The sequence below is a fragment of the Pseudaeromonas pectinilytica genome, from assembly GCF_054780855.1.
This window is the reverse complement of sequence record NZ_BAAGVN010000003.1, coordinates 1-20,322: the sequence shown is the minus strand read 5'-3', so window position 1 is coordinate 20,322 and position 20,322 is coordinate 1. Positions and strand designations below refer to the sequence as shown.

General features: G+C 55.1%; 19 protein-coding genes and 2 pseudogenes. 12 read left to right on the top strand and 9 right to left on the bottom strand.

Annotated elements, in window-relative coordinates:
- Positions 1–82 precede the first annotated feature (82 nt).
- The 7 genes from ACYVG7_RS00115 (at position 83) to ACYVG7_RS00085 (ending at position 5,444) form a co-directional block, all read left to right on the top strand.
- Positions 83–979 carry a septal ring lytic transglycosylase RlpA family protein gene (locus tag ACYVG7_RS00115; RefSeq protein WP_460881227.1) on the top strand — a complete coding sequence of 299 codons (897 nt, stop codon included), beginning with the start codon at positions 83–85 and terminating at the stop codon, positions 977–979.
- 113 nt (positions 980–1,092) lie between these two features.
- Positions 1,093–2,325, top strand: a complete 1,233-nt coding sequence (locus tag ACYVG7_RS00110; RefSeq protein ID WP_460881240.1) for a serine hydrolase — start codon at positions 1,093–1,095, stop codon at positions 2,323–2,325.
- Between the two features lie 132 nt (positions 2,326–2,457).
- The gene (gene ybeD / locus ACYVG7_RS00105) at positions 2,458–2,721 is read left to right on the top strand and encodes a DUF493 family protein YbeD (RefSeq protein WP_460881239.1); all 264 of its coding nucleotides are present in this window, start codon (positions 2,458–2,460) and stop codon (positions 2,719–2,721) included.
- A gap of 73 nt (positions 2,722–2,794) precedes the next feature.
- Positions 2,795–3,442 carry a lipoyl(octanoyl) transferase LipB gene (gene lipB / locus ACYVG7_RS00100; protein WP_460881226.1) on the top strand — a complete coding sequence of 216 codons (648 nt, stop codon included), beginning with the start codon at positions 2,795–2,797 and terminating at the stop codon, positions 3,440–3,442.
- Between the two features lie 3 nt (positions 3,443–3,445).
- The gene (gene lipA, locus ACYVG7_RS00095) at positions 3,446–4,411 is read left to right on the top strand and encodes a lipoyl synthase (RefSeq protein WP_460881225.1); all 966 of its coding nucleotides are present in this window, start codon (positions 3,446–3,448) and stop codon (positions 4,409–4,411) included.
- Positions 4,412–4,614: 203 nt separating this feature from the next.
- A complete protein-coding gene (locus ACYVG7_RS00090; protein WP_460881224.1) occupies positions 4,615–5,247 on the top strand; it encodes an RNA polymerase factor sigma-70 in 633 nt (210 codons plus the stop codon).
- On the top strand, positions 5,241–5,444 hold the full coding sequence (locus tag ACYVG7_RS00085) for a zf-HC2 domain-containing protein (protein WP_460881223.1): 204 nt from the start codon (positions 5,241–5,243) through the stop codon (positions 5,442–5,444). The genes ACYVG7_RS00090 and ACYVG7_RS00085 overlap by 7 nt, the downstream gene beginning before the upstream one ends.
- A gap of 49 nt (positions 5,445–5,493) precedes the next feature.
- Here ACYVG7_RS00085 and ACYVG7_RS00080 read toward each other — a convergent pair whose 3' ends face one another.
- From ACYVG7_RS00080 to ACYVG7_RS00065, 4 genes are read right to left on the bottom strand one after another with little or no spacing between them, the layout of a single operon-like run.
- A complete protein-coding gene (locus ACYVG7_RS00080) occupies positions 5,494–6,021 on the bottom strand; it encodes a DoxX family protein (protein ID WP_460881222.1) in 528 nt (175 codons plus the stop codon).
- Positions 6,022–6,061: 40 nt separating this feature from the next.
- On the bottom strand, positions 6,062–6,862 hold the full coding sequence (locus ACYVG7_RS00075) for an HvfC/BufC N-terminal domain-containing protein (RefSeq protein ID WP_460881221.1): 801 nt from the start codon (positions 6,860–6,862) through the stop codon (positions 6,062–6,064).
- Positions 6,859–7,773: an MNIO family bufferin maturase gene (gene bufB, locus ACYVG7_RS00070; RefSeq protein WP_460881220.1), complete on the bottom strand. Its 915-nt coding sequence runs from the start codon at positions 7,771–7,773 to the stop codon at positions 6,859–6,861. The genes ACYVG7_RS00075 and bufB overlap by 4 nt, the downstream gene beginning before the upstream one ends.
- 32 nt (positions 7,774–7,805) lie before the next feature.
- Positions 7,806–8,099, bottom strand: a complete 294-nt coding sequence (locus ACYVG7_RS00065; RefSeq protein WP_460881219.1) for a BufA1 family periplasmic bufferin-type metallophore — start codon at positions 8,097–8,099, stop codon at positions 7,806–7,808.
- Between the two features lie 624 nt (positions 8,100–8,723).
- On the opposite strand from ACYVG7_RS00065, the pseudogene ACYVG7_RS00060 reads away from it, so the two are divergent.
- The 3 genes and pseudogenes from ACYVG7_RS00060 to ACYVG7_RS00050 form a co-directional block, all read left to right on the top strand.
- A pseudogene (locus ACYVG7_RS00060) lies at positions 8,724–9,323 on the top strand (SanA/YdcF family protein); the annotation flags it as partial.
- 137 nt (positions 9,324–9,460) lie between these two features.
- Complete coding sequence (norR, locus tag ACYVG7_RS00055; RefSeq protein WP_460881218.1) at positions 9,461–11,035, top strand: nitric oxide reductase transcriptional regulator NorR; 1,575 nt, start codon at positions 9,461–9,463, stop codon at positions 11,033–11,035.
- Positions 11,036–11,177: 142 nt separating this feature from the next.
- Positions 11,178–11,363, top strand: a pseudogene (locus ACYVG7_RS00050) (oxidoreductase); the annotation flags it as partial.
- Between the two features lie 206 nt (positions 11,364–11,569).
- Here the strand turns inward: ACYVG7_RS00050 and ACYVG7_RS00045 are convergent.
- Both ACYVG7_RS00045 and ACYVG7_RS00040 read right to left on the bottom strand, forming a co-directional pair.
- Positions 11,570–12,943, bottom strand: coding sequence for a DEAD/DEAH box helicase (locus tag ACYVG7_RS00045; RefSeq protein WP_460881238.1), 1,374 nt, complete (start codon positions 12,941–12,943; stop codon positions 11,570–11,572).
- A 2-nt stretch (positions 12,944–12,945) separates the two neighbouring features.
- The gene (locus ACYVG7_RS00040; protein WP_460881217.1) at positions 12,946–13,512 is read right to left on the bottom strand and encodes a hypothetical protein; all 567 of its coding nucleotides are present in this window, start codon (positions 13,510–13,512) and stop codon (positions 12,946–12,948) included.
- A 117-nt stretch (positions 13,513–13,629) separates the two neighbouring features.
- On the opposite strand from ACYVG7_RS00040, the gene ACYVG7_RS00035 reads away from it, so the two are divergent.
- Both ACYVG7_RS00035 and ACYVG7_RS00030 read left to right on the top strand, forming a co-directional pair.
- Complete coding sequence (locus ACYVG7_RS00035) at positions 13,630–13,836, top strand: helix-turn-helix domain-containing protein (RefSeq protein ID WP_124813995.1); 207 nt, start codon at positions 13,630–13,632, stop codon at positions 13,834–13,836.
- A gap of 20 nt (positions 13,837–13,856) precedes the next feature.
- Positions 13,857–14,750 (top strand): reverse transcriptase domain-containing protein, encoded by an 894-nt coding sequence (locus tag ACYVG7_RS00030; RefSeq protein WP_460881216.1) that lies wholly within the window; start codon positions 13,857–13,859, stop codon positions 14,748–14,750.
- A 324-nt stretch (positions 14,751–15,074) separates the two neighbouring features.
- On the opposite strand, the gene ACYVG7_RS00025 is transcribed toward ACYVG7_RS00030, so the two are convergent.
- The 3 genes from ACYVG7_RS00025 to ACYVG7_RS00015 all read right to left on the bottom strand — a co-directional run.
- Positions 15,075–16,055 (bottom strand): IS5 family transposase, encoded by a 981-nt coding sequence (locus tag ACYVG7_RS00025; protein ID WP_460881215.1) that lies wholly within the window; start codon positions 16,053–16,055, stop codon positions 15,075–15,077.
- Between the two features lie 319 nt (positions 16,056–16,374).
- Positions 16,375–19,437, bottom strand: a complete 3,063-nt coding sequence (locus ACYVG7_RS00020; RefSeq protein ID WP_460881214.1) for a type I restriction endonuclease subunit R — start codon at positions 19,435–19,437, stop codon at positions 16,375–16,377.
- 5 nt (positions 19,438–19,442) lie between these two features.
- The coding region (locus ACYVG7_RS00015) for a restriction endonuclease subunit S (RefSeq protein WP_460881213.1) at positions 19,443–20,322 on the bottom strand (880 nt) is incomplete at its 5' end.

The following is a 20,322-nucleotide window of genomic DNA, read 5'->3' as shown; positions in this document are numbered from 1 at the left end:
GGCTCATTGAAACCAGCTGCGCGTCACTCTGGAATGATGGAGTATTTCCGGCGGCATTAGCACAACACAGGAATGGAACGACATGAAAGGAATCAGCTATTGGCTTCTGGCCACAGTCATGTTGTCGATGTTAACGGGCTGCGTCACCGAGGTCCGTGAATACCGGACCCGCATCGCTAAAACCAAGATCCACACCGAATCCACCGATGACAGCGGCTTTAACTTCCGCACGGTCGCCGGCCCCTTGCCCGAGAGCGAACAAGCCACCAATCAGCCGAATCGCTATGCGATCCGCAAGGATTACGGACGACTGGATCCGGCCCTGATCCCCGTAGCCGGGGTGGCACCACGTTTCGAAACTTACAGCCGTATCGGTAACAAGGACTATGAGGTGTTTGGCCAATCCTACAAGGTATGGCGGGATATCGAGCAATACAGCGAAGAGGGCACAGCCTCCTGGTATGGTCCCGGTTTTCATGGCCAATACACCTCGAATGGCGAAACCTACAACCAGTACGATATTTCGGCGGCGCACAAGCATCTGCCGATCCCCTGCTATATCCGGGTGACCAATAAGGAGAATGGCCGCTCCCTAATCGTCCGAGTCAACGATCGGGGTCCCTTCCATGGTGACCGCATCCTGGATCTCTCCTATGGTGCCGCCCAGCGCCTGGGGATCGTGGGTCAGGGGGTGGCCAAAGTCCGCCTGGATCTGGTCCATCCCCCACGTCCGGCCAATGCCGACGAGATGATCGCCCGCAGCGAAGCCAAAACCATCCAGTTACTGGCCACCGACTCGGCACAAAGGGCGCGGGAAGAAGCCAGCCGGCTGAGCCAAAAATTCGGCACGCCCATCACCATAGTAAGCGCCAATCAGGTCTACCGCCTACACATGGGCCCCATGGCTCCCCAGCAAGCCGATGTCATGCTGGCGGTGGTCAAGGATGCGGGCCTGAACAGCGCTTACTTCGTCTATTGAGTCTGCACGCCCACAAACTTCAACCAATTCCTGGCTGCCAAGGGGATCACACTTTGTTATAGTAGCGCCCTTCGCAGAATTGCCTGCTCACAGGCTACTCACAAAGGATCACGATTTTGAAACTGGCGAAACCCTTTCTGCTTTGTGCCTCTATAGCGCTGTCGATGACGGCTGTTGCTGCAACTTCCACTCCGACGCCTGATGCGCAACCGAAGCCGGATCCGAAGCCGATGCCTGCTCAGGCTCCCGTGGCACTGCCCAGCCCACCGCAAATTGCTGCCAAAGCTTTTTTGCTGATGGACTACCACACAGGTCAAGTGCTGTTCGGCAATAACGAACATGAGCGCCTGCCGCCCGCCAGTCTGACCAAGATGATGACCTCCTATGTCATCGGCCAGGAGCTCAAGTCCGGCCGCATGAAACCGGATGACATGGTCACCATCAGCCAGAACGCCTGGGCCAAGAACTACTCCGATTCGTCAAAGATGTTTATCGAAGTCGGCAAGCAGGTCAGTGTGGATAACCTGAACAAGGGCATCATCATCCAATCCGGTAACGATGCCTGTATCGCCATGGCCGAACACATCGCCGGCTCCGAAGACTCATTCGCCAGCCTGATGAACCAGTGGGCCGATCGTCTGGGGATGAAAGAGACCCACTTCGTCAACGCCCATGGACTGCATAACGAGAACCACTACTCCAGCGCTTACGACATGGCCCTGCTGGGTCAGGCGCTGATCCGTGATCTGCCAAGCGAATATGCCATCTACTCGCAAAAAGAGTTCACCTTCAACGGCATAGTCCAGCACAACCGCAATCGCCTGCTGTGGGACAAGAGTCTGGCGGTGGACGGCATCAAGACCGGTCACGTCAGCGAAGTGGGTTATAACCTGGTCTCCTCGGCCACGGGTCCGGACAACATGCGCCTGATCGCCGTGGTCATCGGCTCCGGTAGCGAAGCGCAGCGCGCTGAAGAGAGCAAGAAGCTGCTGACCTACGGTTTCCGTTTCTACCAGAACGTGACCCCCTACAAGCTGGGCGCTGAGCTCGCGACCCAACGGGTGTGGATGGGTGACAAGAACGAGATCAAGCTGGGAACCGATCGGGACATCAGTCTGGTCATCCCCCGCAACAGCAGTGGCAAGCTCAAGGCTGATTTCCAGTTGAAAAACGAACTGGATGCCCCCATCAAGAAGGGAGAGCAAGTCGGTATCATCTTCCTGAAGCTGGATGGTAAGGATGTCGCCCAGTATCCGCTGGTCGCACTGGAAGAGGTGAATGAAGGCAGCCTCTTCAGCCGCCTGTGGGATTACCTGATCCTGCTGTTCCAGCGCCTGATTGGCTAAGCCAGCACGCTGAAGACAGACGAAACAGGCCCTGCATGTCAGGGCCTGTTTATTGGTCCAGAATGAATAGAACCCCCGTATCACGCCATCGCCGGCCATCAGGCGAGGCCAGCAAGAGAGAACACCATGTCGCTGAATACCAAGTTTGATGAACTCCTCGAGTTCCCCTGCCAGTTCCCGTTCAAGGTGCTGGGAATTGCCCACCCCGAGCTGGCCGATCAAGTCGTTGCCGTGCTGCAGCAACACGCGCCAGCCGACTATTCGCCAACCCTGCGCCCCAGCGCCAAAGGCAATTATGTCTCGGTCAGCGTCACAGTCACTGCCACCAGCAAGGAACACCTGGAGACCATGTATGTGGCACTGGGCAAGCTGGAGCTGGTGCGGATGGTGCTGTGATCGGCCTCACATCTGACTGGTAATCATCCAGTCGCTGGTTATAATGACCGGCGAATTTTACAAAAAGGAAACAATGTTGCAGCAAATGCCCTTGATCGTGCGTCACCTCGGCATCCGTCCCTACCTGCAAACCTGGCAGGATATGCAGACGTTTACCGATCAGCGGGACGCCGACACTCCCGATGAAATCTGGTTGCTGCAACACGAGGCCGTCTATACCCAGGGCCAGGCCGGTAAAGCCGAACACCTGCTGCATCAGACCGATATCCCGGTGGTGCAGTCGGATCGCGGCGGCCAGATCACCTATCATGGTCCCGGCCAGCTGATTGCCTATCTGCTGATTGATGTCCGCCGTAAGGGGCTGGGTGTCCGGCAACTGGTGACGGCGATGGAGCAGGCGGTCATTGCCCTGCTCGCCCGCTCCGGGATCGAGGCGGTCGCCAAGCCCGATGCCCCCGGCGTCTATGTGGCAGGCGCCAAAATTGCCTCACTGGGGCTGCGCATCCGCCGCGGCTGCTCGTTCCACGGTCTGGCTCTGAACGTCAACCTGGATCTGACCCCCTTTAGCCATATCAATCCTTGCGGCTATGCCGGTCTGGCGATGACCCAGACCGCCACGCTGGGCGGCCCGCAAACCGTGGCCGAAGCCGAGCCCCTGTTACTGGGCGAGCTGACCCGCTTGATTGACTATTCCACCTGGACTGAACTAACCGAGAGCTGAGTGATGAGCAAACCTGTACGCGTAGAGCCCGGCATCAAACTGCGTGATGCCGACAAGATGGCGCTGATCCCGGTGAAATTCATGCCGGATGCCGATGAGGCACCGCTGAAGAAACCGGACTGGATGCGTATCCGTCTGCCCGCCACCAGCGAGAAGATCCAGGCGGTGAAGAACATCATGCGCAAGAACAATCTGCACTCGGTGTGTGAAGAAGCCTCCTGCCCGAATCTGTCCGAGTGTTTCAACCACGGCACAGCCACCTTTATGATCCTGGGCGCTATCTGCACCCGCCGCTGCCCGTTCTGCGACGTCGCCCATGGCCGCCCGCTGGCTCCGGACAGCGACGAGCCGCGCAAACTCGGTCGCACCATTGCCGAGATGAAACTCAAGTATGTGGTCATCACCTCGGTGGATCGGGACGATCTGCGCGATGGCGGTGCCCAGCACTTTGCCGACTCCATTCGCGCCATCCGGGAGGAGTCACCCAGCACCCGCATCGAAACCCTGACGCCGGACTTCCGCGGCCGCATGGACACAGCGCTGGAGATCTTCAAAACCAATCCGCCGGATGTATTCAACCACAATCTGGAAACTGCTCCCCGCCTCTACCGCGTGGCGCGTCCGGGGGCCGACTACAAATGGTCGCTGGAGCTGCTGCGCCGTATGGGCGAGCAACATCCGGATATGCCGACCAAATCCGGCTTGATGATGGGTCTGGGGGAGACCAACGACGAGATCGTCGAGGTACTCAAAGATCTGCGCGCCCACGGCGTTACCATGTTGACCCTGGGCCAGTATCTGCAGCCCAGCCGTCACCACCTGCCGGTGAAGCGCTATGTGCCGCCCCACGAGTTCGATGAGCTCAAGGCAATCGCACTGGATCTGGGCTTCACCCACGCCGCCTGCGGCCCCTTCGTCCGCTCCTCCTACCATGCGGATCTGCAAGCCCAGGGCAAGGAAGTAAAATAAGGCAAAGAAGATAAACAGTGGGCAAGCGGAATGGGGATATCCCCTCTCCCCGACGCTCGAACAAGCTCGGGACTCCACATCAAGAGTCCCGCTCATCCAGCCCTTCCATCTCCCTTGATCAGGTTTCTTAGACTATCACTTCGGGGCGGCCCCCGTTACAGTATGACCAGAGCTCAGCGGCCAGCAGGCGCAAGGAATGACCCATGACAGAAAGAGCACCCACGGTGATGGACGACAACCCGGGCGAGCAGAGTCTGCAGCTACTGGATAACCAATTTCTGGCCGATCTGCGCCAGCAGATGCTGCGATTTGCGCTCCTGCAACTGGCCGACCATGCGCTAGCGGAAGATGCCGTACAAGAGGCACTCACCGGTGCCCTGCAGAATGCCCGAGCCTTCGGAGGCCGGGCGGCACTCAAGACCTGGGTGTTTGCCATTCTCAAGCATAAGATTGCCGATACTCTGCGCTACAAACTACGCGTCACCGATGCCAGCAGTCTGCTGCGCAGTGAGGATGAAGAGCAGGACTTCGCCGCCCTGTTCGATGCGCGCGGCCATTGGCCTTCCGACGAGCGGCCGGGCGATTGGGGAAATCCCCACGAGGCGGTGCGCGAGGGACAATTCTGGCGCGTGTTCGAGGCCTGTCTGGAGAATCTGCCGGGGGCTCAGGCCCGCGTCTTTATGATGCGTGAATTTATCGAACTGGAATCCGACGAGATCTGCAGCGCCGTCGAGATTTCGCTGAGTAATCTGAATGTCATGCTCTACAGAGCCCGCATGCGGTTACGCGAGTGTCTGGATAGCCGCTGGTTTATGGAGCAGAAGTCATCATGCTGAACTGTCGCGAGGCCACGCGCCTACTCTCGGAAAGCCTGGATCGGCCTCTGACCCTCAACGAGCGGATGACGCTGAAACTACATCTGATGATGTGTACCGGCTGCCGTAACTTTGACCAACAGATGGGCTCCATCCGTCAGATCACCCGTCTCTATGTGCAGGGAAAACAGCCGCCGGAGGATGACTCCCACTCTTGAGTCGGGGCATCTTGACCCGGCAAGCCATCCACACGGACTTGCTGATGACTCAGCGCGCGGTGACACCATACCGGCGCGCCAACCCATGATCCAGCGAGAAGCGCCCCGCCCCCTTGGCCAGCAAAAACAATAACGCGACCGCCCAGACGCCATGGGTGGCATAGGCATCCGGGTAAACCAGCAGTTGGATGGTCGCTGTCATGACCAGCAAGCCGCTCGCCGCCAGGCGGGTACCCAGCCCTAGCAACAGCAGCACAGGGAGTAAATGTTCGGCCGAGGCTGCGACCAGTGCCGCCACTTGCGGATCGAGCAGTGGCAGACGGTATTCCTCCCGAAACAGATACAGGGCCGAATCACTCAGCCGGGGCCAGCCCAGCTCCACCCGGCCGGCGAGCAGATCGATGACCAATCCCTCGACCTTGGTCTGCCCCGATTGCCAGAAAATGGCGGCGATGGAAAAGCGCGCCAGTAAGGCGATAGCACTGTCCGGAATACGCTGACACGCGTTACACAGCATGGCGATGATGGTCGATGCGCGACTGTTTCCAGCCCGCTTGAGCTCTGTCGGGTTGTTCATCTCTTATCTCCCGGGATTCATGGGTCAATGGGACAATGGGTTAATGGGTTAATGGGTCAGAAAAGCCCATCACGGCCCCCTGCTGGATCAGTAGCGTCAAGCCTGGGGTTACCTCGAATCCGGTATGCTGCTGGCTGGCCTGAGCCATGGCCTCGCCCAGCGTCAGACCCCGCTGCAAGCCAGTGATGAACGCATGGGTTCCTGCATCTACAGGGATCAGATCCACGGTCAGCCCTGTCCGCAGCAGCAGCGCCTGTTGCGGGCTATCCAGCCGCAGGCTTGCCAACTGTTGCTGGATCTGATGAGGCGTCGTCAGTGCACCGTCTCCCTGATGGGCGGCCCAGATAGAGACCACCGCATAGAGTGAACGGATCAGCTGCAACGACGGATGCAGGGTGAGTTGTCGATCCGGCAAGTGCTCGACATCAGCCCAGACCGTCGCCAGAGTGGCCGTAGAGACGCGCGTGCCATCCGCACTGTGAAACGCCCGGATGCGCAACCATTCCAGTTGCGCGACATCGGCCAGATAGGGCACAGCGGCGGCTGGAGCAAACTGACGGATAAACTGCGGCAATCGATCGCCGTATTCCGCCAGAATGGGCGACTCAGGAGGGCACTCCCGGACATATATCTGGGCCATGGCCCGAAAAAATGGCTCCCCAACCAGGGCTTGTACCACCGGAAAGCTATCCGCCAAGGCATCTATTAATGACGCCAGCACATTGTTCCGGTAGACGGCAAAGCGGCGCCCCGGATCGGAGCCATTCCAGGTGTGAAGCCCCGTCGGCAGCGGTCCTTCCGGGCGCCCTAACGCCTGATAAAAATCCTGTTGCCCGCTCATAGCGCTGTCTGCCGCGGTTGCATGCAAGCCACCCCTCTAAGACGCAGCTCGGCCTGTTGCGCCTCGGCGCACAGGGTCGCCAGTGACGGGATATTCTGATCCCGTTCAATCAGGGTCGGAGCGGGCCCCAACTGCTGCAAGGTAAACTCATACAAGTGCCACACCGCCTCGGCGATGGGGGCGCCATGGCTGTCGATCAGCAGTGGATCGCCGGCCGCATCCCGGTCTCTGGCAAATCCTGCCAGATGGATTTCACCGATCCACAAACCGGCCAGCGCCCGGATATAAGCATAAGGATCTCGACCATGGTTGATGCTGGAGACATAGACGTTATTGACATCCAGCAACAAGCCGCAGCCGGTGCGTTGCAGAATGTCGCGGATAAACTCGGGTTCACTCCGATCCGAGGTGGCAAACTCCAGATAGGTCGCCGGATTTTCCAGCAGTAGGGGGCGTTGCAATACCTCCTGCACCTGATCGATATGTGCGCAGACCCGTTGCAGAGTTCCGGCGTGATAGGGCAACGGCAACAGGTCATTCAAAAAGTGCCCGCCATGGCTGGCCCAAGCCAGATGCTCGGAGAACAACTCGGGCTGATAGCGATCCAGCAGGGCGGCCAGGCGTTGCAAGTGGGCCTGGTCGAGCGGTTGCTCCCCGCCAATGGAGAGCCCGACGCCGTGAATCGATAAGGGATACAGCTCGCGGATCCGGGTCAGGTAGTGGTGAAACGGCCCCCCATCGACCATGTAGTTTTCGGCATGGATTTCAAAAAAGCCCACGGTGGGCCGAGTCTCCAGGATCTCGATAAAATGTTCAGGCTTGAGCCCTATCCCGGCACGAAGGGGCATGGCCCCTCCGTGCTGGAAAGAGGAAGCAGCTCTGAGCAACTCATGTTGCGTCATGGCATTCATGGTCGGCTTCCTTCAAGGATGGCAGCTCAGCTCTACTTGGCCTGGAAGGCGTCTAACTGCCCCATGCCGGTCGGCAATGTCGGGGATGCGGTTTGCACGCAGGTCCCCGCCGGCACCATCTTCCAGGCATCGCCCTGATAATCCATCTTCGCCGTACCCGCGCAGGTGGTTCCAGCCCCGGCTTTGCAATCATTTTTACCCTTGAGGGCGACGCCGTAACATTTTTCCATCCCGGCGGTATCCGCGGCGAAAGCCGGGACAGCAGCGACAGTCAGTACGGATCCCAACGCCAGGGCAAGGGTGGCAGCAGCAGTTGATTTGGTCATGGTGGAACTCCTGTAGAGGTCAATCAAGATGGGCATAGGCCCGGGTCATGGCAGTCGAGAGGAGAAGCCAGACGCGCTGATTCTCTTCTCTTGCTATGACATAGTCGGAGTCACCCTGAATTTTCTTACACAAATTTTTAACTTTTTTTTACTCTCGAGATCTCAGCCGATCTGCTCTGCCAATCCGAGTGCGTGAGCCCCCGCGCATAGCGGCTGCATAAAAAAGGCCGGAGTCTTCTCCGGTGCCAGTGAGTTTGCGGTGTCAGTGAATTAGCAAAGGCGAGGCACACGGTTGAGCTAACCATGAGAGCTAGGGATGATGGCAAAGTCACACCGCAGTTGGCGCATTTTTGCGCAATCAGCCCCTTGTGGCGTACTGTGGGATGAGCACCCGTTTACCCGCCCCCCGTGGGGTAGTACCCTGATGGCCTCTACCAAGAAACCGGATATACGCCATCCGGTTTCGCAGCGGGAGCCTAACCAGCAGCCATGTCACAGCAACCTCTCTATCGGCAACGACTTCGCGACGCTCTGCGTCAGGGGATGGCTGCCGGATGCCAACGAATCATCCGACTCGCCCAGCACCGCCGGGGCTGGTACCTGCTGGGCTGGACGGCGGCAAGCCTGTTGCTGTTATCCGTGTTGCTGGTGATCCTGGCCGACTATCTGGTCTCTGATATGCGCAAGTACAGTTATCAGGATGCCGCCCTCATCCCCTACAACAAGGTGGCCGTAGTGTTGGGCACCTCGCGCTTTCTCAGTGATGGCGGGCGCAACCAGTACTTTCACAACCGCATCGCCGCCGCCGCCGAGCTCTATCGGCAGGGCAAGGCCTCCTATTTTCTGGTCTCCGGCGACAACGCCACCCTGAGCTATAACGAACCCCGCGAGATGCGCCGCGCCCTGATCCGCGCCGGGATCCCGGCCGAGCGCATCTACAGCGACTACGCCGGTTTTCGCACCCTGGACTCCATAGTCCGCGCCAATGCGGTGTTCGGGCAACGCAGCTACACCATAGTCTCCCAGCAATTTCACAATGAGCGGGCCCTCTATCTGGCCCGTCACTTCGGCATTCAGGCCATCGGCTTCAATGCCCGGGATGTGGATGCCTACTCGGGGCTCAAGACCCGGATCCGCGAGTTGATGGCGCGGGTGCTGTGTCTGCTGGATGTCTACATCCTCGACAAGCAACCCAAGTTTCTCGGCGAGCCGGTGCTGATCGGCTGAGCGCAACGCCAGCGGCTTCACAGAGCCTGCCGCTTCACGTTGCCAAGCAAACGGGTAGCACAAACGTGTATTCCCGAGCCAGCTTTAGGTAGGATAGCCACCAGTCATAATCCGCTTCTATCGAGGTAGTTCCGATGAGTCGTCACCCGCAACCGCGCGATCAAGCTTGGCTCCAGATCGCCGTCGGCTTGTCGACCTCGATGCCCGGCGAGTTGCAATACCAGCGTCTGGTGCAGGCTATCTGCGATGTATTGCCCTGCGATGCGGTGGCATTGTTGAAATTGCAGGAAGGTGAGCTCCTGCCGGTGGCTCTGCACGGCCTGGCCCCCGAGCTGATGGGGCAGCGCTTCATTCCCCGCGAGCATCCACGACTGGCGCGGATCCTGGAAAGCCGTGACCCGGTGCGCTTCCCCGATGAGGCCGGGCTGCCCGACCCCTTCGATGGCTGGTTGGCCAATGATCCAGAGCGCAAGGCGGATGTGCATGCCTGCATGGGCTGCGCCCTGTATGTGGATCAGCAACTGGTAGGCGTACTGACCCTGGATGCCCTGACCCCAGGGGCCTTCGATGGTATCGACGATATGACGGTGGCCGTCTTTGCCGCGCTCTCAGCGGCCACCCTGCGTAATGTGGCGCTGATCCGCGCCCTGGAGCAGGCCAGCGAGCAACAAAAAGCCTTGGCCCGGGAGCTGGTGCAGGAAGCCCAGCGCCGGGAGGGAGAACTCATCGGCCATAGCCCCCTGTTACAGCAGTTACGGGAGGAGATCCGCCTGGTCGCCGCCACCGATCTGGCGGTGTTGATCACAGGTGAAACCGGCACCGGCAAGGAGCTGGTCGCCCGCACCCTGCACTCCCAATCCCGCCGGGCCGAGCAGGCACTGGTCCATGTCAATTGCGCCGCCCTGCCGGAGTCGATTGCCGAAAGCGAGCTGTTTGGTCATCTCAAGGGCTCCTTTACCGGCGCCATCAGCGATAGGGCCGGCAAGTTCGAACTGGCCGATGGCGGCACCCTGTTCCTCGATGAAATCGGCGAATTGGCGCTGAGTTTGCAGGCCAAATTGCTGCGCGCCCTGCAACAGGGGGAAGTGCAGCGGGTCGGTGCCGACAAACCGCACCGCGTCAATGTGCGGCTGCTGGCGGCCACCAACCGGGATCTGGAGCTGGAGGTGCGCGAGGGCCGGTTTCGCGCCGATCTCTACCACCGGTTGAAGGTCTACCCCATCGCTGTACCACCGCTGCGCGAGCACATTGCCGATCTGGAGTTGCTGTGCGGCTATTTTCTCGATCTGGCCCGTAGCAAGCTGGGGCTCAAACAGATTGGCCTGCATCCGCTGGCACTGCTGCGGTTGCGGGAATACGACTGGCCGGGCAATGTGCGCGAGCTGGAGCACCTGCTGATGCGTGCCAGCCTCAAGGCGGCGCGGGAGAATGCCCAGCGGCCGCTGATCCGCGCCGAACAGCTGGATCTGCACACCCAGAGCAGCCCTGTGTCTGCCCCATCCGATGAGCGGACGGCAGAGATGCACCCCACCCCCATTACGCCAACCCTGGATCAGCTGCCGCTGCGCGATGCCGTCGATGCCTACCAGAAACAACGCATCCTGCAGGCGCTCACGACCCAGGATGGTAACTGGAGTGCCGCCGCCCGCGATCTGCAACTGGATAGAGCCAATCTCAACCGGCTGGCCAAACGTTTGGGGCTGGCTTAAGCCGCAAAGACCATGGCCGATTGCTGCACGCCGGGCAGCACTGTTTTGCCGTCGACCCGGTTTTTCCCGGCTCCCCAGCACGCTAGAGTGAGGCATCTGTTATCCATTGGTGCTGACGCGTCAGCCATTGAGGAGCCATACCATGTCTCAGGATCCCCTGTTCTGCCCACTGCGGCTGGGCCATTTCCAACTTGCCAACCGGATTGTCATGCCGCCCATGACCCGCTCCCGGGCCAGCCAGCCTGGTGATGTGGCCAATGCGCTGATGGCCGAATACTATGCCCAGCGCGCCAGTGCCGGCCTCATCGTCAGTGAGGGGACCCAAGTCTCGGCAGCTACTGAGATGTAGAGTATCAGCCTAAAAGTGTTAGAACGCCGGTATCAAAGGGCTTGAGGGTAACCACGCTAGGTTTACAAAAAAAAATGTTAGTAACACACCAATTAGCTCACTAAGTTAGACGCTATACACCATTTTGTTAGTTACTACGGCTTTTCCCAACCATAGGCACAGCACAAAAGTGGACGGTGTAACACTCAAAATGTAGCTATAATCTTTTCGCGAAACCGTCCAAGCAATTTAATTTGCACCGAATCAGCTATCGGTATTCCATGGTCATTGTTTGTCAATGCCACACTTGCATCCGATTTTTCACCCCATGAAATGTTTGTTGACTCGATAGTTCGTTGCGGCGTACTTGCACAGATATGCTCTGAGGATGCAATGTTGCTGGTGTGTGATTCGTATATTAGTACCCGCTGTTCGGGCAACTCATCAGCAATCCGCCCTGCAAAAGTAACCAATTCAGGCTCTGCAAATGTGTAAAACCATCCCTCTTGAAGGCCTGTTTTTGTTATACGTAACACACGCCCGAGAACCTGCCGATAGTGCAGTTCAGTTCGAATCAGCGAAAGATGACAGCAGATCTGAAGACGTGGAATATCTGTGCCTTCACTTATCATCCCGACGCTAATAATCCAGGCCGCATCGCTTGAACGGAACTTTTCGATCTGTGCAGCCGCATCCGGTGTTTTATAGGTCACTAGAACCGCTTGCTGGTTCATCTCTGTTGCCAATATCTGGGTGATCAACGCAGCATGTTCAACCGACGCTGCGACCACCAGGCCTGCTGCATTGGGTACCTCTTCTCGCATTTTCCTGAGTCGTTGATTGGCAGTACTCAGCATGTGGCGAATCGCGACAGGATGCGAAATTAACTCCCCGTAGCGGATATCTTGTTGGTTAAATAGCTCTGCAAGGGATGAGTAGGATTTTGTCTCTGAGGAGAAGTAAACAGAGATCAGATCGTTATCAATCAGGACGATTTTAGGTCGTCGGCAGACCCTATCCTCGATTGCCTCTCTGAGGCCATACCGATAGTCGCATTGAATTCGGTTGTCTGGATCCGCATAACGGGCCAGTACAATCGGGGCTTGGTCTGAACGCCATGGCGTTCCTGTTAAGGCCAACGTATAAGTCGCTTGATCCTGAATATTGAGTAGGATTTCCTCTCCCCAGGCGTTTGCATTATCGGGTTCAGTGCCCGAACAGTGATGGATCTCATCAAAGATGACCATCACGTTGTGAGATGCAAACAGCTGCCAGAAATCCTCTTTGAAGAACAACAAGTTTTGGTAGGTGTAGCTACAGCCGGCAGCACCAATAATCCCATCAAAGCGTCGCTCCAGCACCCTACTCATGGATAAGCGCATCCCCTCAGCCACTGCTACGGAAGGAGAGAAACAAAGAATGAAGTCGATCTTGTCATCCACGAGCAAACGACGGCTTAGTTCCGCAGCCATTGTGGTTTTTCCCGCACCTGGCGTGGCTAAGCACAGAAAATGGCGAGAGTTCTCATAGTGTATGAGGGCTTGCTCAACGCAAGTTGCCTGCCATTTGCGTAAATGCATCATCAGGCCCTTTGCGAATGCTGCATTATGACGGTTTGGATCGCCTTTAGTTGCCCTAATAGTTTGGAGCTCTTCTCTCTAGCCTCTCGGTAGTCCGCATCAAACAAGGACTGAATGGAAGGAAACTCCTTAGCAAGCCGTTGATATTCTTCGGTCTCTCCGATAGCGGTTAACAAATCGACTTGGTAATTATGGGCTTTGAGGTGCAGTTCCGATAAGACATGGCTGTTAGTCATGGCATTAGGGGACAACACACCATCCATTGGCTTTTCGTCACATGGCTCTTCTTGCCGGTTTTCGACGAACAGTGTTTCATGAAACTTCGGCGTTTTTCTGTACTTCACCGCGCCACCAGTATTTGGCACTTTCTCAACAAGATCATTGCGTTGCAGTCGCACTACTTGTCGGTAGACCTTCCGGTATGCATCCCTTCTTTCCGCGTCTCCCTCGGGAACAGCCATAAATTTGATATAGGAATCCCTAAGCACTTTGACTGTGAAGTGATCAAGACTCTGCACTACGAGAATTTGATAGAACGGAGGCGAAAGAGTCTTTTTCTTTGGGGGCATCGTATAGTCTCGTTGTCGGGGTGAAAGAACATCACAGGCTTTAACGGTTGCGGATTATAGTCCGTGGTTATGTTCGCGACAACTCTGGATAGTTCTCGTCTTTATGAGAGACGAGAAATGAAAGACTTAGCGATCAAATTCGGTGAACGCATTCGCCAGAAAAGAATACAAATCGGGATTTCGCAAGATAAGCTGGCTCTGCTGTCAGAGATTGACAGAAGCTATGTCGGTAGGATTGAGCGGGGTGAGGTCAACATCACCCTGGAGAAAGCGTATCAGCTTGCAGAGGTTCTCAATTGCGACATTCGTGATCTATTGCCCTAACCATTGATTTACGTTGACAGGTGCTGACGCCCATCTTCGACCCCGGCTTCTCGGATAACAGTTTCGGATTCCGGCCCCCTCGAAACGGGCAGCATGCGGTGAAACAGGTACAGCGCCTCATCAAGCAAGGCCGCAGCTTTGCGGTCGATGTGGATCTGTCGAAGTTCTTCGACCGGGTAAACCATGATCTACTCATGAGTAAACTGGGCGCCAAGATCAACAACAAGCGGTTACTGAGCCTGATTGGCCAATACCTGCGAGCCGGGTTTATCGCTAACCAGCAGCGTCAGGAGAGTCGGGAAGGTGTGCCACAGGGCGGTCCGTTATCGCCGCTGTTGGCCAACATCATGCTCGACCCACTGGACAAAGAGCTGGAAAAGCGTGGCCACGCCTTCGCCCGCTATGCCGATGACTTCACCATACTGGTGAGGAGTCGGCGAGCGGGAGAGCGCGTACTGGCCAGCATCAGCCGCTACTTGCAACAGCGTTTGAAACTGGTGGTCAACGCCAGCAAAAGCCATGTCGTCAAAACCTCGGAGAGTAAGTTCCTGGGGTTTACCTTCAAGACGGGGAAGATCCTCATTCACCCGAAAACCTTGCAACGCTTCAAGCAGCAAGTCAGACGATTGACCAACCGCAACTGGGGCGTGGCGATGGAGTATCAACTCTTCAAAACCAGCCAATACCTGCGCGGCTGGATCCACTACTTTGGTATCGCCAACTGCTATCAACTCTGCGTGGAGCTGGATCAATGGATCCGCCGCCGGATACGGATGGCCTACTGGCGGCAGTGGCGAAAGCCGCGCACCAAGGTACGGAACCTGATGAGCCGGGGCGTCCACGTTCGGACGGCGGTGGCATGTGGCATCACCAGTAAAGGCCCATGGCGTAGCTCGAAAACCCCGGGGATCTAGCAGGCGTTATCGAACGCCTATCTGAAATCCCAAGGATTGTTTGCGTTGCGCGATGGTTGGATACGGCTTCACCATTCTAAGTGAAACGCCCTGTGCGGACCCGCACGCAGGGTGTTGTGGGGGCTGGGGGCTAGAAACCCCCGGCTACCCGATCATATTTCAACTGTATGCAGCTAGGGAAGGTGCGAACAAGCGGGGCATGTCTTCCCAAGCTGGCTCACCGATTAAATTTTCGCGTGTCTGGACCGATTATTTCTCCCGAAAACACCTCAAACCAGCCTATTTAGACCGTTTCTTCGCCATCTAAGGCGTTATTCCCAGTTTTTAGTGCGATCTCTCCCACTGACGTATCATCTGGTCCACCCGAAACAGGTTGGCCAGGGTGAATAACATCGCTAGTTGGTTATCGTTTTTCAGCAGCCCCTTGTATCTGGCTTTCACGAAGCCGAACTGCCGCTTGATGATGCGAAACGGATGTTCCACTTTGGCCCGGATGCTTGCCTTCATGTATTCGATGTTGATGGCTGTTTTGTTCTTGCGTGGATGCTGTTTCAAGGTTCTTACCTTGCCGGGTCGCTCGGCGATCAGCCAGTCCACATCCACCTCGGTCAGCTCCTCGCGCTGTGGCGCTCCTTGGTAGCCAGCATCGGCTGAGACAAATTGCTCCTTACCGTGCAGCAGGTTACCCAACTGATTGAGGTCATGCTCGTTGGCCGCAGTGGTGACCAGGCTGTGGGTCAGACCACTCTTGGCATCAACGCCGATATGGGCCTTCATGCCAAAGTGCCACTGATTGCCTTTCTTGGTCTGGTGCATCTCCGGATCGCGTTGCTGCTCTTTGTTCTTGGTCGAGCTAGGTGCCTCAATGATGGTGGCATCGACCAAGGTGCCTTGAGTCATCATGACGCCTGCTTCGGCCAGCCAGCGATTGATGGTCTTGAACAATTGGCGGGCCAGTTGATGCTGCTCCAGCAGGTGGCGGAAATTCATGATGGTGGTGCGATCCGGTAAGGCACTATCCAGGGATAACCGGGCAAACAGACGCATGGAGGCGATTTCGTACAGAGCGTCTTCCATCGCGCCATCGCTCAGGTTGTACCAATGCTGCAGACAGTGAATGCGTAGCATGGTTTCCAGCGGATAAGGCCGCCGGCTATTCCCAGCCTTGGGATAAAACGGCTCGATGACTTCCACCATGTTTTGCCATGGCAGAATCTGGTTCATGCGGGACAAGAAAATCTCTTTTCTGGTCTGACGGCGCTTACTGCTGAATTCGCTGTCGGCGAAGGTGAGTTGATGGCTCATGATCCCCCCTGGAGTGCAGCTCCGGATGAACATCATGATCTCATATCACAGACTTATTCGCACCTTCCCTAGAAGGCCTAATTTGACTTGTTGTTTCAACGCAGCTTTTGCAGGCCTACGCAAACCAGTTGTCAACAAGTTTGGTATTTCCGCGTGCGCTGTCCCTTTCCAGTTAGGTTGCATATACCCAAGCGTTTTCTTGTGATGAGGAAAGCAGCATAGTAGTAACGGTTGAAAGCACTTCGCCCCAACAAATCTGCGCTATTAGGGTCTGTGTTGATTAGCGCCAATCTTTCCAACTCACTGCCTACGTATTGCATCAATAATGCTCTTCTATGTACCCATAAGCCTTTTGGAACAGCTCTTTGTCTTTGCCCAAGCCAAACTGTGCCAGCGTTACCAATAGCGCTTTTTGGATTTCGCGCGGGCCGCTGTTGGAGTTTTGCCAGCCTTCAAAACGGGTGGCTTTAACTATCTTGTCGATCTGCTCTACTACATCGCCAATTAACTTAGGCGTGGTTTCAGGGCGAGTTTCCAAGAAGAGTTTGGTTAAGGCTTGTTTGTTGTCTTCTTCGGTCACTACATGCTCACCGGTTTCACGTTCAGCCTGAACGGTATCTTTAGCAGCGTCTAACAGGCCTTTTAACCAATCAATAGCTTTGATTACTCCCGCTTCGTAGTCTTGACGCAGTTTTTCCAAGCGTTCGCCTAATTCGACAAACTTCGGGTCGTTACTGCCACGCAGGCGGCCCATCAGATCAATTTCCAGGCGTTTAGCGCGTTGCTCTTGCTCTTTGTCTGTAAGAGTAAAAATGGCGTGCTCATCCATGATCAGCTCGTCGATATCATCGCGGATGCGGTTGATGTCGGTGTGCTCGTGGATCATCTTAATGGTTTCTGGGCCAAGAGCCGCCCATACCAGAGCGCCAGTTTGGCCAACAGGACGCACAGATTCGTAAATCTGTGCCAGCCATTTATAGTCTGTGCGGTACGGGGTTAAGAAGGTATCTGGATTAATGGCGGACCAAAGCTTGGCTAACACGCCAAAGCTGGCAGCAAACTCATCACGCTTTTCATTAGTGGGCAAGCACTCTTGCGCGGCCATAATGCCTTCAAAACCATCCAGGGTACGGTCAACACCTGGGAAGTAAGACAGGCACTTATCTAACTGGGCGGGCAACAGCTCTTTAAAGGCTTCAATGCCTTCTACCACACCATCAATTTCTTCCGGGTTGTAAGCCAGTGCGGGGCGCAGGTTTTCAAATACGCCTAGATAGTCGATGATCAGGCCCATGTCTTTACGCACATCATCGGTTTCATACAGACGATTAGTACGGCACATGGCCTGTAGCAACGTGTGATCGCGCAGCGGTTTGTCTAAATACATGCAGTAGCAGATTGGCGCGTCAAAGCCGGTGAGCAATTTGGCGGTGACGATGATCAGCTGCAACGGATGCTTGGGGTCTTTAAAGCTTTCGATTAAGTCTTTCTGGGTTTGGTCTTCGGCATCAATCTGCTGCCAACGCTCAAAATCTTCTTGCTGAATCGGCAGTTCTAAATCGTCGTGCCACTTACGCCAGTCTTTATTGAGCTTATCTTTTTTACCGCCTTCTTCGGCTTTTACAGGTGCCTGGTCGACGTTCATCACCACTTCAACGGCATCAAAGCCGAGTTTGTCACCCAACAAGTAGTACATCTGCACACAGGCATCGCGGTCGTACACCACTACCATGCCTTTCATCTTTTTCGGCTTAACGTGGCTGGTAAAGTGCTCAGCAATATCATTGCTGACAGCGGCCATACGTTTCGGTGCTTTCAGCATTACTGCTAACTTGCCCGCGCGTTTAGAGAGCGCAGCCTTTTCTTCTTCGTCGAGATTGTTTTCTTGGGCGAGCCTTTCGAACTCTTCGTTAATCGCATCACGATCTACTCGCAACTCAGCCAGGCGCGGTTCGAACTTCACGGGGTTGGTGGCACCGTCGCGGATCGATTGTTTGTAGCTATAGCGGTTCATATAGCGGCCGGGATCATCTTCGGCTCCGAATAGCTTGAAGGTATTACGGTCAATGCCTGAAATCGGTGTGCCGGTTAAGCCATAGAAGTGCGCATTGGGAAGAGCCCAGCGCATTTTCTCACCCAAGCCACCTTCCTGTGTCCGGTGCGCTTCGTCCACCAGTACAATAATGTTGTCACGGTTGTTAAGGCCATTCGGTTTGCTGTCGTCAATCTCGACATCTTTAAACTTAAAGATGGTGGTGATTAAGATGCCACGGCTGTCTTGCCCAATATGCTCGCCGAGCTTTCTACAGCTTTGCACCTTGATCAGATTCTTAACGTCTGCCCCACCAAAGGTCTCATTAATCTGGCTGTCCAGATCGCGACGATCCACCACGATCAATACAGTGGGGTTTTTTAGGACATTGTCACAGCGCAGCATTTTAGCGGCGTAGAGCATGAGTAAGGATTTACCTGAACCCTGGAAGTGCCAAATCAACCCTTTTTTGGGGTAGCCTTGGCGCACCCGCTCGACAATCTGCTTGGCCGCTTCAAACTGCGGGTAACGCGGCAGGATTTTAATGCGCTTGGGTGGGGTGTCTTTGCCGGTTTTAATGGTTGAGAACAGAGCGAAGGATTCAAGCAACTGCAACAAGGTTTGCGGATTTAACAATCCTTCACAGCTATCCAGAACCGATGCCAACCCAGGCAATATTTCATCGCGCAGATCGGTATGGTGCCAAGGGCCCCAATCTTTTACCCGGGCATTGATGGCGCCATAAGCAAAGGTCTTTCCTTCACTGGCAAAACAGAGCAAGTTGGGCACAAAGTAGGGTTCAACGTTCTTCCAGTAGTGCTTTTTACCGCCCATAAAATCGGCGGCGCCGTCTTGCCAGGTCACACTCGGGCGGGTAGCGGTTTTTACTTCGCCCACCACCAAGGGGATACCGTTCACATAGAGCACAATATCAAAGTAGACTTCGGTAGCCGCGATATAGTGCACCTGCTGCGCGACCACAAAGTGGTTGTTGTCGATGTTGTCGAAATCAATCAGGTTGATGGTGATATGGTCGCCATTCTCACCAAAGGGTAAGGTCTTCTCGGCCATCAACCATTCATGAAAGTTTTCGTTGGCCTTTACCAAGCCGGTATGACGCGCTTCCAGCACCACACCACGTAGCTTGTAAATTACTTCATCGGCGTAATCCGGCTGCTTGGCGATATCGGGGTTTAACGAACACAAGGCATCTTTGAGCCACTCTTCAACAAAGATATCCTGCGCTTGTTTGGGCAGGCTCTCACCGTAGCAGTATGTCCACTTTACGCCGCTTAAAGTCTTTAAGCGGTCGATAATTCCATTTTCTGTGACGGTTTGTTCGTTAAACATATTAACTATCCATTTATAATTGCTTTATATACATCTCGAATGCCTTCCTTTCTTTTAGAAATGGATGTGGAGAATCTGGAAAGCATATCGAGCTGCGCGACAAGTTCTTTTTGTCGAACAACAGAGGGAAATACACAAGGGAATTTTTTTACCTGGGTCGAATTGATTGTTGCCAAATTGGTGGTTTGCTGTGCTATCCCGAGAAAAAACTTGACTCCAATAAAGCTTGATTTCATGTAGTTAAAAAATTCTGGAAGTAATTTTTCACTATCGGTCCTAATCGCGAACAAATGATTTTGATGAATAACCCCATTTACTTCGTCATTCCAAATGTGTCCTCGACCAACCTTATCGTAATCTCCACCTTCAGCGATCAGAATATCCCCCTTAAGAACTCTATATCGCTCATACATTGAAGGAGTGACCTCCACCTCTTTAATTTCATCTAAGTCAAAATGGCCGTCATAGACATTTGCTACACGAAGATATGGAACGCTTACTGTTTTCTCATCGAACTCTCGCTTGCTACTCAGTGCGAGACCAGTTTGAATGACTGAGCATTCAGCTAATGAACAACTTGTCCAACTTGGATCTGTCTGCCCCTTCTTAAAAATATCAGTGAGGACAGATAGAAACAGACTAGAGGATGAATTCGATACAGATTCGTTCAGAGTTTCAACCCGTTGTACACCCCGCAATATTGACAGCATTTCTTTTTGCTTGTCTAAAGATGGGAAAATAAACTCCTGCCCTTCTAATACCTTCCATTTGATTGTTGGAGATAGAGAACCTTCCGATACGGCCCAGGGCGAGATCGTGAACGTTTTATAACCAATATCAAGTCTTGATTGACGTAAATCTCCACCTGTGATCATATGCTTCCTT

Coding starts and splice junctions, on each gene's coding strand:
- ACYVG7_RS00115 (WP_460881227.1), top strand. CDS start 83: ATGAAAGGAATCAGCTATTGGCTTCTGGCCACAGTCATGTTGTCGATG.
- lipB (WP_460881226.1), top strand. CDS start 2,795: ATGTTGCAGCAAATGCCCTTGATCGTGCGTCACCTCGGCATCCGTCCC.
- lipA (WP_460881225.1), top strand. CDS start 3,446: ATGAGCAAACCTGTACGCGTAGAGCCCGGCATCAAACTGCGTGATGCC.
- ACYVG7_RS00090 (WP_460881224.1), top strand. CDS start 4,615: ATGACAGAAAGAGCACCCACGGTGATGGACGACAACCCGGGCGAGCAG.
- ACYVG7_RS00085 (WP_460881223.1), top strand. CDS start 5,241: ATGCTGAACTGTCGCGAGGCCACGCGCCTACTCTCGGAAAGCCTGGAT.
- ACYVG7_RS00080 (WP_460881222.1), bottom strand. CDS start 6,021: ATGAACAACCCGACAGAGCTCAAGCGGGCTGGAAACAGTCGCGCATCG.
- ACYVG7_RS00075 (WP_460881221.1), bottom strand. CDS start 6,862: ATGAGCGGGCAACAGGATTTTTATCAGGCGTTAGGGCGCCCGGAAGGA.
- bufB (WP_460881220.1), bottom strand. CDS start 7,773: ATGAATGCCATGACGCAACATGAGTTGCTCAGAGCTGCTTCCTCTTTC.
- ACYVG7_RS00065 (WP_460881219.1), bottom strand. CDS start 8,099: ATGACCAAATCAACTGCTGCTGCCACCCTTGCCCTGGCGTTGGGATCC.
- norR (WP_460881218.1), top strand. CDS start 9,461: ATGAGTCGTCACCCGCAACCGCGCGATCAAGCTTGGCTCCAGATCGCC.
- ACYVG7_RS00045 (WP_460881238.1), bottom strand. CDS start 12,943: ATGCATTTACGCAAATGGCAGGCAACTTGCGTTGAGCAAGCCCTCATA.
- ACYVG7_RS00040 (WP_460881217.1), bottom strand. CDS start 13,512: ATGCCCCCAAAGAAAAAGACTCTTTCGCCTCCGTTCTATCAAATTCTC.
- ACYVG7_RS00035 (WP_124813995.1), top strand. CDS start 13,630: ATGAAAGACTTAGCGATCAAATTCGGTGAACGCATTCGCCAGAAAAGA.
- ACYVG7_RS00025 (WP_460881215.1), bottom strand. CDS start 16,055: ATGAGCCATCAACTCACCTTCGCCGACAGCGAATTCAGCAGTAAGCGC.
- ACYVG7_RS00020 (WP_460881214.1), bottom strand. CDS start 19,437: ATGTTTAACGAACAAACCGTCACAGAAAATGGAATTATCGACCGCTTA.